The sequence below is a fragment of the Pseudomonas paraeruginosa PA7 genome, assembly GCF_000017205.1.
GTDB classification, from domain to species: Bacteria; Pseudomonadota; Gammaproteobacteria; order Pseudomonadales; family Pseudomonadaceae; genus Pseudomonas; species Pseudomonas paraeruginosa.
The window spans coordinates 3,835,595-3,847,350 of record NC_009656.1; the positions used below are offsets into that span (position 1 = coordinate 3,835,595).

An 11,756-nucleotide genomic window follows, 5' to 3' on the forward strand; every position below is an offset into this window, starting at 1 on the left:
GGTCAGTTCTCCTTATGAATCGGAATCGCGCAGGCTCGGCCCCTGGCCGGAGCCGCCGCCATCGCCACCGCGCAGTGCGTGGGCGGTGGTGGTCGCGGCGTGGGTGAGTTGCTGGCGGCGATGCAGGCGCTTGGCCCAAGCGGGCTGTTCCTGTGTCTGCGCCGTAGCGGCGCCGGATGCGGCCTCGCCTGCGGCACCCTGACCGGATGCCGCCCCCGCGCCGCCATCGGCAGCAGTGCCATTCCAGCCAGCGCGGAAGGGAGCGGCCATGCGTTGCCCGGCAGCGGAAGCGCGGGATGCAGCGCCTCGCCCGGCTGCCTGCGCGCCGGTCTTGGCGACGTTGCCCAGGCCCGCCATCGCACCCTTTGCGCCGCCGCCAGCGGCGGCGGAACCGGCCTGGAACGCCGACTTCGCACTGCTGGCCGCCGACGTGGCGGCGCGCGCACCGCTACCGGCCAGCTTGGCGGCAGCCGGGGCCATGCGCGCACCAGCAGCCACGGCGCCACCCACGCCCGTCGCGGCGGCGCCGATGGCGACGGCCGTGCCGGCAGCGCCGACAGCAGCACCGGCCATTGCGCCAGCGCCGAGCTGCGGCGCACCGGAGACGAGGCCCGTGGCGATGCCGGGGCCGAAGATCCCGAGCGCCAGCAAGGTGAGCGAGGCCAGCATGATGACCAGCGCGTGGTCGATAGACGGCTCGGCGGGATGGACTTGGAACTGAGCGAACAAGCCCGAGCCGATACCGACGATCACGGCCAGCACCAGAACCTTGACGCCGGAGGCCACCACGTTGCCCAAAACCTTTTCGGCGAGGAACGCGGTCTTGTTCCAGAGCGCGAATGGCACCAGCACGAATCCGGCGAGCGTGGTCAGCTTGAACTCGATCAGCGTGATGAACAGTTGGATCGCCAGGGCGAAGAAGCACAAGACCACGACCAGCCATGCGAGGAACATCACCACGATGGGGTCGAGGTTCACGAACACTTCGGGAAAGCCCGCCATCTCGCCGATCTGCTCCAGAATCGGCGCCCCGGAGTCGATGCCGGTTTTCGCCAGCCGGCCCGGCTGCAAGAAGTTCTCCATCGTGATGGCCGAGCCGGTGGCGGTGATGCCCAATCCCGCAAACGAGCGGAACACGATGCTGGCCAGCCAGTTGAAGTTATTGATGATGTAGGCGAAGGCACCGACGTAGAGCACCTTGCGCAGCAGCTTGGCGATCACGTCCTCGCCCTGGCCGGTGGCATGACTCATGGCCCAATACAGACCGGCGATCGTCATGTCGATGACGATCAGCGTGGCAGTGAGGAAGGCCACTTCGCCCCGCAGCAGCCCGAAACCCGATTCGATATAAGCGGCAAAGGTGTTGAGGAATTGGTCGATGATGGTCACGTCATTCATGGCGTGTCCTCCGGTTCGGCGGGAACGGCCGGCGCCATGCCATCGGCCGGTTCCTCGAAGCTCGGCGGGATCGGCGGCAGGTCGGCCAGCGTCTGGTATTCATCCGGCCCGGCCTCGCCGGAGAAGAAGCGCCGCCGGAAGGCTTCGGCGGCGGCGCGGCAAGCGTCCTCGCCCGTGGCCTGCCGGTCGGCCGCGCATTGCGCGCGCAATGCCTTCAGCCGCACGGGATCGGCGGCCAGGGCATCGGCAAGGTGGTCGGCCGGCTGCTCGCCGCAAGCGGCCAGCAGCGCGACACACAGGACGAGGACGCATCGCATGGCGGCCTCCCGTCAGTTGCCGTAGAAGTTCACGGACTGCGGCGTGTACGGCGTGCCTTCGCCCAGGAAACGCCGCCGCACTTCGCGGGCGCGCTCCGTGGCTGCCGCCTGCCGCGCCAGTTCCAGCGACGCCGCCCGGTCTTGCGTGATCTGGAGCCGCTGCGACTGGATCGACTGCTTGGCCTGCAAGGCCAGCAACTGATTCATGGCCTGCATCGCCTGCAACGCACCTTCGGCCGACTGGCTCTTGCCAACGAGATCGGCCAGCACGCTCTCGTCTTCGCCCAGGTTCTGCGACACCTGCGCCTGCATCTGCATCGTGGTCTGCAAGCCGTTGAGCGTGTTCCGCCAACGCTCCTGCGCGTCGCGGTACATCTGGTCGCCGCTGACGGTGGCGGCGTACTGCTCGGGATACAGGCGCGCGAACTCCCGATCCAGATTCGTCAGGTCGTAGGCCAAGCCCCTGGCCTGGGCGATCAGCCGCTCGGTCGTCGCCAGGTTGGCGCGCAACTGGCCGACCACGCTGGACGGCAGGCTGGCGAGGTTGCGCGCCTGGTTCATCAGCATCTGCGCTTCGTTTTGGAGCTGCTGGATCTGGTTGTTGATCTGCTCCAGCGTGCGGATCGCGGTCAGCGTGTTCTGCACGAGGTTCGTGGGATCGACCACGACCCATTGCGCATGGGCGGTGGCGGTGCAAAGCATGGCCGCGATGGCGGCGGCGACAAGACGCTTCTTCATGACAGGTTCTCCAGGGGTTGGTCAGCGAGGGAACCCGGCGCGAGGCCGGGGAACGAGGGCAGCAGGTCGGCCGCCCAATCGAGGCCGCGATGGCGCAGCCAGGCGCCCGCGAAGCCGGGCACGCCGGCGTCCAGCAGCACGCGGTCTATGTCGCGCTGGTCTTGCGGCGTGGAAGCGCCCGCAAACGCCAGCGCCGCCGGCCCCAGGTCGAGGTCGAACAGGCGGTTGCCGAGGCGGGATTGGTAGTAGTAGTCGCGCTTGGGCTGCGCGGTGGCGACGATTTCGATCTGCCGCCTGTTGAGGCCGAAGCCCTCGTAGATCGTGCGAATCTGCGGCTCGTTCGCCTGCGGGTTGGGCAAGAAAATCCGACTCGCGCAGCTCTCGATGATCGCGGGCGCGATGCTCGAATCCTTGATGTCGGCAAGGCTCTGCGTGGCGAAGATGACGCTGACGTTCTTCTTGCGCAGTGTCTTGAGCCACTGGCGGATACGCGCGGCAAACACCGGGTCATCGAGGAACAGCCACGCTTCATCGAGGATCAGCAGCGTGGGCGCTCCGTCGAAGCGTTCATCGAAACGCGCAAAGAGGTAATGCAGCACGGCCATGACGGCGGCCTTGCTGTGCATCAGCTCCTCCATCTCGAAGCACTGCACGTCGGCCATGCCCAGCCGGTCGTGGTCGGCGTCCAGCTGCTTGCCGTGGGCGCCACCCAGCACATAGGGCGACAGCGCCTGCCGCAGCGTGTTCGATTGCAGCAGCACGGAAAGTCCCGTCATCGTGCGCTGCTCCACCGGCGCACCGGCGAGACTTCCCAGCGCCGACCAGATAGCCGCTTTCTCGTCGGGGCCGACCGCCACGCCCTCGTGCAGCAAGCGGCCTTCGATCCATTCGGCGGCCCAGGTGCGGTAGCCCTCACGGTCGATGCGCGCGAGTGGCTGGAAGGCGATTTCGCCATCCGTGCCCAGGCCGTAGTGTTCGCCGCCCAGGCCGAGGATGGCGGCCCGCATGGAGCGGCCCATGTCGAAGGCGAAGACGCGCGAGCCGCGATAGCGGCGAAATTGCATCGCCAGCGTGGCGAGCAAGACCGACTTGCCCATGCCAGTCGGCCCCGCGACCAGCGTGTGGCCCACATCGCCGATGTGCGTCACCAGCCGGAACGGCGTGGCGCCATCGGTGCGCGTGACGATCAGCGGCGGGCCGTCGAGGTGGTCGTTCTTCTCCGGCCCAGCCCATACCGCCGACACCGGCATCATGTGCGCCAAGTTCAGTGTCGAGACGATGGGCTGGCGCACGTTGGCGTAGGCGTTGCCGGGGAGCGAGGACAACCAGGCATCCACGGCATTGAGCGTTTCAGGGATGGTGACGAAGCCCCGGCCCTGGATGACGCGCTCCACCATGCGCAGCTTCTCGTCTGCGACGGCGGCGTCCTCGTCCATGACGGTGACGGTCGCCGTCAGATAGCCGAAGGCGACTTGATCGCTGCCCAGCTCCTGCAAGGCAGCGTCGGCATCGGCGGCCTTGTTGTTGGCGTCGGTATCGACCAGCGGGCTTTCCTGCTGGAAGATCGTTTCGCGCAGCAGCGCGATGACGTTCTTGCGCTTGGCGAACCACTGGCGGCGCAGGCGGGAAAGCTCTTTTTCCGCCTCGGCTTTGTCGAGGCAGAGAAAGCGCGTGCTCCAGCGGTACGCAAAACCGAGGCGGTTGAGGTCGTCCAGAATCCCCGGCCAGGTCGAGGTTGGGAAGCCCCGCACTGACACCACGCGCAGGTGCTGGTCGCCCAGCATGGGTGCCAAGCCGCCGACCAGCGCGGAATCGGTCAGGAGCGCGTCGATGTGGAACGGCACTTCGGGCACGCCGACGCGGTAGCGCCGCGTCGAAATGGCGGCGTGCAGGTAGGTCAGCGTCTGCGCGTCATCGAGCCAGTCAATTTCCGGCATCACGCCGTCGAGCAGGTCAAAGACGCGATCCGCTTCCGCGACGAAGGCTTGCAGCCGCTCGCGCCAGTCCACGCCATTCGTCGGCGTGTTCTCGTAGAGCATCCTGGCTGCACGGGCGCGGGATTCTTCCGGCGGCAGGTAAAGCAGCGTCAGGTGATAGCCGCTCTCGAAGTGATTGCCCGATTCCTCGAAGGCGGCCCGGCGTTCTTCCTCCACCACCCACGAAAGCGGCTCGGGAAACTCCGAGTGCGGATAATCGGCCGCAGGCCGGCGCTCGGCTTCGATGAATAGCGCCCAGCCCGATCCCATGCGGCGCAGCGCGTTGTTCAACCGCGCCGACGTGGCGATCAGTTCGCCTTGCGTCGCGCTGTCGAGGTCAGGCCCGCGAAACTGGGCCGTGCGCTGGAAACTGCCGTCCTTGTTCAAGACGACGCCCGGTGCGACCAGCCCGGCCCAGGGCAGCCAGTCGGCAAGCAAGGCCGGGCGCTGGCGGTATTCGGCGAGATTCAGCATCGCGGCGTCCTCCTCTCACACGTCCAGCAGCGGGCGGTGCTTGATGTGCCGCGCGAACACGGCCATGAACTGCGGATCTACACGAGCGCCCCACACCGCCAGCGAATGGCCGACGATCCAGAGCACCATGCCGGGAATCCACAGTTGCAGTCCCAGGCCGACAGCGGCGGCCAGCGTGCCGTTGGCGATCGCCACGGTGCGCGGCGCACCGCCCAGCAGAATCGGCTCGGTCAGCGAGCGGTGCAGCGGCACCTCGAATCCATCCGCGAAGGTGTCCGGGGCGCTCATACGACGGCCCCGCCGGAGAAGCTGAAGAACGACAGGAAGAAGCTGGAAGCCGCGAAGGCGATGGACAGACCGAAGACGATCTGGATCAGTTTGCGGAACCCGCCGGACGTGTCGCCGAACGCGAGCGCGAGGCCCGTGGCAATGATGATGATGACCGCGACGATGCGCGCCACCGGCCCCTGGATGGATTCGAGGATGGATTGCAGCGGGCCTTCCCACGGCATCGAGGAACCTGCGGCCTGCGCGGTTCCGGCCAGGAACAACAGCAGCGCGGCCAGCAGCAGCCCTTGCCCCGCAGGACGGGCCAGGCAACGCAGCCGCGCAAGACGCAAAGCCGGATTTGCAGAAAAACGGAAAGCAGGAATGGTCATCTGCGTCATGGCAGTTCTCCAAGTGAGTCAGGGGATGGGGAAGTCGCCGCAGCAGGTGCGGCATGGGGAAGTGGCGGCAGCTCGGGAAACGGCGCTTCCAGCGCGTCCGCCAGTTGGTAGCCCACGCCGTCGAAGCCGACGACGCGGGCGATGCTCTTGATGCGGCGCTTGCGCCCGCGCCCAGCGATGTGGATCACCACGTTGACCGCTTCCGCGATCAGCGCACGGGGCGGGCTCACCGCCACTTCGAGAATCAGTTGCTCCAGGCGCAGCAGCGCGCCGAGCGCGGAGCCGGCATGGATCGTGGCGATGCCGCCCGGATGGCCTGTTCCCCACACCTTGATGAGATCCAGCGCCTCGGCGCCGCGCACTTCGCCAACCACGACGCGATCAGGCCGCAGGCGCATGGACGAGCGCACCAGTTCGGTCATAGACACCACGCCTGCGCGGGTGCGCAGGGGAACGTGGTCACGCGCCGCGCATTGCAGCTCCACCGTGTCTTCGAGCACCAGCACGCGGTCGCCCGTCGCGGCAATCTCGGCCAAAAGCGCATTGGCGAGCGTGGTCTTGCCACTGCTGGTGGCGCCGGCGATCAAGACGTTCTGCCGCTCGCGCACCGCGCGGACGAGAAAGCCCGCTTGCGCGCTGGTCATCATCCCGTCGATGACGTACCGCTCCAGCGGAATCACGCCGATGGCGCGCTTGCGCAGCGCGAAGGCCGGCCCCGGCGCTGCCGGCGGCAAGATGCCCTCGAAGCGTTCGCCCGTTTCGGGCAACTCGGCGGACAGCAGCGGCTGGCCGCGATGGACTTCTGCGCCAACGTGGGCCGCGACCAGGCGGATGATTCGCTCGCCGTCCGCCTCGGGCAGTTCCACGTCCATCGGCGCGCGTCCGCTGGAAAGCCGATCCACCCAAAGGGTGCGATCAGGATTCAGCATCACCTCCACCACGTCCGGGTCTTCGAGCGCGGCGGCGATCAGCGGCCCCATCGCCGTTCGCAGCATCTGGATGCGGCGGTCGAGCGACGTGGCGCTCATGGACTGCGGAACGGCGCTCATGGCGCACGCTCCCGCGCTTGCGCGGCTACCACCGCGTCCTCCATCCGCATCGGGTCGGGATGCAGTTCCTCCACCACGTCGCGCACCAGACTGCGGCCCCGCAGCAGGTGGCGGCCAAGCTGCTCGGTGAACTGCTCGAAGCGCGCTTTGCCCTGCGCGCGTGCCGCGTCTTGATGCGCCTCGGGAACCGGCGTGCTCACGGTCAGGTAGTAGCGGATGAACAGCGCCAGCGTTTCGATGGCGATGTTCTGGTCGCGCTCCATGCGCTCGGCCTGGCGCGATAGGCGATCCAGCCGCTTGGCGATGGCCGCTTCGCGCTGATCGGCTGCATCGGGCGACAGCCACGATGCGAGTGCCGCCGCGACGATGGACGACTTGGATACGCCTTTCTTGGCGGCCAGCTCATCAAGCCGCTTGGCGTGCTCCGGCTGGATAAAGAGGTTCAGGCGGTAGTGGCTCATAGCTCGATTCCGTCGTTGGGGTCGAGGGAAGCCAGCCGGGCCGTGCGCTGCATGGCTGGATCGAGCTGGCGAGGAAGGGGAAGCGGCAGGTCGTCGTCGTCATCGAGCAGCCCGAGGTCGGCCGCGGGCACGGCCAGTTCGGGGTCGTAGGCGATGGCTTCGGAGAGTTCGGGCTGTCGACGCGGGCCGCCGTCGTCGGCCGAACCCAAGTTCTCCAGGCCATCGGCGGATGCCGTGGCAGGCGCAACGGGCACGGACGGAATCTCCAGCCTGCTCCAGTCGTCGGGCCGCGACGGCGGCGCGTCGGCGTACTGCCCGTTCGTCAGCGTGGGAGGTGGCAGCACACGAAGCTTGAAATTGGCGTCCGCGTAGTAGCGCAGCTTCTTCGCCTTGATCGGCGCCACGCTGGACACCATCACCACGGCCTCGTCAGGCGGAAGCTGCATGACTTCGCCCGGCGTCAGCAGCGGGCGCGCGGTTTCCTGGCGCGACACCATGAGGTGGCCCAGCCACGGTGCGAGCCGGTGTCCCGCGTAGTTGCGCTGTGCGCGCAACTCGGTGGCCGTGCCCAGCGTCTCGGAAATACGCTTGGCCGTGCGTTCGTCGTTCGTCGCAAACGTCACGCGCACATGGCAGTTGTCGAGAATCGAATGGTTCTGGCCGTAGGCTTTGTCGATCTGGTTGAGCGACTGCGCGATGAGGAAGCTGCGGATGCCGTAGCCCGCCATGAAGGCCAAGGCCGTCTCAAAGAAGTCGAGTCGTCCCAGCGCCGGGAACTCATCGAGCATCAGCAGCAGCTTATGGCGGCGCTCGATGCCGTCGGAGCCATCGAGCGATTCGGTGAGGCGCCGGCCGATCTGGTTGAGGATCAGGCGGATGAGCGGCTTCGTGCGCGATATGTCCGAAGGTGGCACCACCAGGTACAGCGATACCGGATGCTCGGCAGCGATCAGGTCGGCGATGCGCCAATCGCAGCGCGAGGTGACTTCGGCCACCGTGGGGTCGCGGTACAGGCCGAGGAACGACATGGCGGTGCTCAACACGCCGGAACGCTCGTTGTCCGATTTGTTGAGCACTTCGCGCGCAGCGGACGCCACCACCGGATGCGGGCCATCGCCGAGGTGCGGCGTGGTCATCATCCGGTGCAAGGTCAGCTCGAACGGGCTGGCCGGGTCGGAGAGGAAGTTGGCGACGCCGCGCAGCGTCTTGTCCTCGCCCGCGTAGAGCACATGCAGAATGGCGCCGACCAGCAGCGCGTGCGAGGTCTTTTCCCAATGGTTGCGCTTCTCCAGCGCGCCTTCGGGATCGACCAGAATGTCAGCTATGTTCTGCACGTCGCGCACTTCATGCGCGCCGCGCCGCACTTCCAGCAGCGGGTTATAGGCCGCCGATTTCGCATCGGTCGGGTTGAAAAGCAAGCAATGCGAGAAGCGCGAGCGCCAGCCTGCGGTGATCTGCCAGTTCTCGCCCTTGATGTCGTGGATGACGGCCGACGCCGCCCAAGACAGCAGCGTTGGCACCACCAAGCCCACGCCTTTGCCCGAGCGGGTGGGCGCGAAGGTCAGGACGTGTTCCGGCCCTTCGTGCCGTAGGTACTGGCGGTCGTACTGACCGAGGAACACGCCGACCGGCTGTATGAGGCCGGCTTTGCGAATGTCATCCGCGTTCGCCCAACGGGCCGAGCCGTAGGTCGTGACCAGGCGCGCTTGGCGCGAGCGCCAGACCGACATTGCGATGGCAACGCACACGGCGACCATGCCACTGGCGCCGGCAATCGCGCCGCCAGTGTCGAAGACCTCCGGCGCATAGGCGCCGAAGAAGAACCACCACTCAAACAGCTTCCACGGGTGGTAGATCGACGTGCCAAGTAAGTCGAACCAGGGCGAGCCAAGGCGTACTTGATAGCCAAGGACCGCTGCTGTCCATTGTGTGGCGCCCCATACGCCGGCGATCACGATGCCGAATACCACGGCGATCTGACCGAACAGCACGTTCGTCCCTTGCATGACCTGGCCTCCGATTTCTCCTGCGCTGATTCCTCGCTAGAAAGCGGCGCCCATTCGCGCCGCACAGGCGAGGATCAGAGCCGGGCTCGGTGCCGGTCAAAGACCTTTATCGGGAGAAAGGTCGAGCAAAAAACAAGAGTTCGCGCGGTAGCGAAGAAAGAAGAAACGCTGCAAGCGCGAGCGCATTGCGGCGTGTAGAGAAATCTTTTTGAGTTTGTGGCTCGGAAGCGGCGATCAGAACTTCGGCGGTGTCTCGGGCGGCGTGTAGGGCACGGTTCCATTCCCATAGAAGCGCTTGCGCGTGGCCTCAGCCACGCGGTTGCACAACTCGTCACCCAGCTTGGCGCGATCGAGCTTGCACTGTTGGCGAAGCTCCTTGAGCCGTTCAAGGTTGGTCGCAAGTTCCTCAACCGTCGGCACCGCTGCCGACGTCGGTGTCTCGGACTGGCCGCAAGCGGCCAGCACTACGGTCAGCAAGAACGGTGTGATCTTGTTCATGGCTAACTGTCCTCCGAAACATGAGATTGAGGCGGGGTCCTGGTCCTGGCGCCGTCGGGCGATTCGATGAAGTGCACCCGCTCAATGAATCGCGCCAAGGTTCTCGATGGCTCTCCGGCTGGGCGCAGCAGGTAGGTGGTCAGCACCGGCGAACGGCCTTCGAGGGGACGGGCGACCACGCCAAGCTCGCGGCTGGCCGCAATGTGTGCCGCCCCGGTCAGGCCCAAGGCAAAGCCGGCCGAAACCAGCGCCATCATCAGGTCGCAGGATGCCACTCGTTCGGCAATCAGCGGCTCCGTCTCCGCCCGTCGCAACACCCGCTCGATCTGCTTTGCGTGGCCTTCGCACACCTGTGGGTCACACAGCACCAGCGGATGACGCAGGACTTCGTCCAAGGGGATGCGCTTGTATTTGAGCAGCGTATGCCGAGCCGGCACGGCCACCATCAGCGAATCGCTCCACACCGGCTCGGCGACAAGCGCTTCACCCACTTCATCCGATTGAGCGAATCCTACGTCGTACAAGTCCTCCTGCAAGCCCTTGATCTGCTGCGACAGCGGAACCTCGAACAAGCGAATCTCTATCTCGGGTTCCTCCTGACGGCACAACGCCAGCAGGGTTGGCAGGCGCGACGGTGTAATGCCATCGGACAGTGCGATGCGTATTTGGGCGTGAAAGCCGTTGGCCGCAGCCTTCACGCTGTCCCGCGCCTGCTGCAAGGCGGCGAAGACACGCGGCATATGCTCCAGAAACAACTTGCCCGCACGGGTCAGTCGGGTGCTGCGCGTGGTACGCGCGAACAGTCGCGCGCCCAATTCGTCTTCCAGTTCCTTGATGGTTCGTGATAGCGGCGACTGCTCTATGTGCAACCGCTCGGCCGCGCGAGCGAAGTGGAGTTCTTCTGCGACTGCGAGAAAACAACGAAGATGACGTAGCTCCATTCTCTTGATCTCATCGCGCTGCATTGCCAGCCGAAACCGCGCCCCGCCAGAGAGGCTGACTGTTGCCTCCTCACGGAATACTACTTATCGTGTGCGCCTTTTCGGCGCCTGCTGTGTGACGATGGCTTTCTAAAGCGATCCTCGAACCACTTTCCGACTCCTTCGGATACGCGAAAGAGTGCGACACAGGCGATCACGACAACTGCAACGAAGATGATGCCCTGCAACACCGAGGGCACCGACATCTCCAAGCATGCGAATCGGGAAACCATATCCGAGCCGCGGATGGTTCGCCGTAAATTCAACGTAAATTCCTGCCCGGCTTCCTCGTCCGAGGATCGGACCATCACGCCCTTGCATTGCGGCGTGTCTTCATCGTGCTTGGAAGGCCCAACTCCCCGCTGAAGTTTACGCAGAATTTATGTGCGAACCCTTTCCCTGAATGGAGAATTTACGGGCCTCTATCGAATACTTGAGTCTGGCTATTTCGCCATTGATTTGCGAAGCAAAACATGCCTCTCAAGATTATTCAATCGACCGCCAAGGTCGTTGCTGTTGCCGTCGGTGGGTTGCTGCTGGGAATGGCGAGTAACGCGCAAGCGCAGGTTTCAGGCAGCGCCACACTGACGTCGGACTACGTTTGGCGCGGATCCTCTCAAACGCGCGAAGACCGCGCCATCCAGGCGGGGGTCAAGTACGCCCATGAGTCCGGGCTGTATGCCTCCGTCTGGGGCTCGAGCGTCAAGTTCAAGCCAGACAGCGGTGCACGCAGCGAGTTCGACCTTGCCGTTGGATGGAGTGGAAAGATCGCCACGGATTGGGCGCTGGATGTCTATCTCCTCCGCTACCAGTACCCCTCGGCGGACACCAGCCTGAACTGGAACGAGATCAACGCGAGCATCACCTGGCGCGACAACTACTGGCTGGCGGTGGGGCACTCGAACAACGCGATGGCCACCGACACGACCGGCACGTATGCGCTGCTCGGTGCCCGTTATCCGATCGACGACCAGTGGCGCGTCGAAGGCAGCGTAGCCCGCTATGTCCTCGATAGCACCTATGCCGACAGCTACACGCACGGCGCGCTCGGCGTCGTCTGGACGTTTAAGGCGCCTTTCGAGGCCAGGCTCACGCTGCATGGCACCGACTCGGCGGCCAAGCGGCTGTTTCCCGGCATGGCTGGCACGCGCGCAGAGCTGGCGCTGCAGGCCTCGTTCTGAGGAGGCTGCA

At 65.6% G+C, this 11,756-nt stretch carries 12 protein-coding genes; 1 reads left to right on the plus strand and 11 read right to left on the minus strand.

Annotated features, from left to right (window positions below; genetic code table 11):
* Positions 1–12: 12 nt before the first annotated feature.
* The 11 genes from trbL to PSPA7_RS17630 form a co-directional block, all read right to left on the minus strand.
* Entirely contained in the window at positions 13–1,398 is a 1,386-nt protein-coding gene (gene trbL, locus PSPA7_RS17580; RefSeq protein WP_012076302.1) for a P-type conjugative transfer protein TrbL, read from the minus strand.
* Positions 1,395–1,715 (minus strand): hypothetical protein, encoded by a 321-nt coding sequence (locus PSPA7_RS17585; protein WP_012076303.1) that lies wholly within the window; start codon positions 1,713–1,715, stop codon positions 1,395–1,397. The genes trbL and PSPA7_RS17585 overlap by 4 nt, the downstream gene beginning before the upstream one ends.
* 12 nt (positions 1,716–1,727) lie before the next feature.
* The gene (trbJ, locus tag PSPA7_RS17590; protein WP_012076304.1) at positions 1,728–2,453 is read right to left on the minus strand and encodes a P-type conjugative transfer protein TrbJ; all 726 of its coding nucleotides are present in this window, start codon (positions 2,451–2,453) and stop codon (positions 1,728–1,730) included.
* On the minus strand, positions 2,450–4,903 hold the full coding sequence (gene trbE, locus PSPA7_RS17595) for a conjugal transfer protein TrbE (RefSeq protein ID WP_012076305.1): 2,454 nt from the start codon (positions 4,901–4,903) through the stop codon (positions 2,450–2,452). Before trbE ends, trbJ begins: the two co-directional genes overlap by 4 nt.
* Before the next feature lie 15 nt (positions 4,904–4,918).
* The gene (locus PSPA7_RS17600) at positions 4,919–5,191 is read right to left on the minus strand and encodes a VirB3 family type IV secretion system protein (protein ID WP_012076306.1); all 273 of its coding nucleotides are present in this window, start codon (positions 5,189–5,191) and stop codon (positions 4,919–4,921) included.
* On the minus strand, positions 5,188–5,571 hold the full coding sequence (locus PSPA7_RS17605) for a TrbC/VirB2 family type IV secretion system protein (protein ID WP_003103996.1): 384 nt from the start codon (positions 5,569–5,571) through the stop codon (positions 5,188–5,190). The genes PSPA7_RS17600 and PSPA7_RS17605 overlap by 4 nt, the downstream gene beginning before the upstream one ends.
* The gene (gene trbB / locus PSPA7_RS17610) at positions 5,568–6,620 is read right to left on the minus strand and encodes a P-type conjugative transfer ATPase TrbB (RefSeq protein ID WP_012076307.1); all 1,053 of its coding nucleotides are present in this window, start codon (positions 6,618–6,620) and stop codon (positions 5,568–5,570) included. The genes PSPA7_RS17605 and trbB overlap by 4 nt, the downstream gene beginning before the upstream one ends.
* Positions 6,617–7,081 (minus strand): ribbon-helix-helix protein, CopG family, encoded by a 465-nt coding sequence (locus tag PSPA7_RS17615; RefSeq protein WP_012076308.1) that lies wholly within the window; start codon positions 7,079–7,081, stop codon positions 6,617–6,619. Before PSPA7_RS17615 ends, trbB begins: the two co-directional genes overlap by 4 nt.
* Entirely contained in the window at positions 7,078–9,087 is a 2,010-nt protein-coding gene (locus PSPA7_RS17620; protein WP_012076309.1) for a conjugal transfer protein TraG, read from the minus strand. The genes PSPA7_RS17615 and PSPA7_RS17620 overlap by 4 nt, the downstream gene beginning before the upstream one ends.
* Before the next feature lie 234 nt (positions 9,088–9,321).
* Positions 9,322–9,585, minus strand: a complete 264-nt coding sequence (locus PSPA7_RS17625; protein ID WP_012076310.1) for an EexN family lipoprotein — start codon at positions 9,583–9,585, stop codon at positions 9,322–9,324.
* Positions 9,586–9,587: 2 nt separating this feature from the next.
* The gene (locus PSPA7_RS17630) at positions 9,588–10,526 is read right to left on the minus strand and encodes a LysR family transcriptional regulator (protein WP_012076311.1); all 939 of its coding nucleotides are present in this window, start codon (positions 10,524–10,526) and stop codon (positions 9,588–9,590) included.
* Between the two features lie 512 nt (positions 10,527–11,038).
* Here PSPA7_RS17630 and PSPA7_RS17635 point away from each other — a divergent pair.
* The gene (locus tag PSPA7_RS17635; protein ID WP_012076312.1) at positions 11,039–11,746 is read left to right on the plus strand and encodes a TorF family putative porin; all 708 of its coding nucleotides are present in this window, start codon (positions 11,039–11,041) and stop codon (positions 11,744–11,746) included.
* The last annotated feature ends 10 nt before the right edge of the window (positions 11,747–11,756 follow it).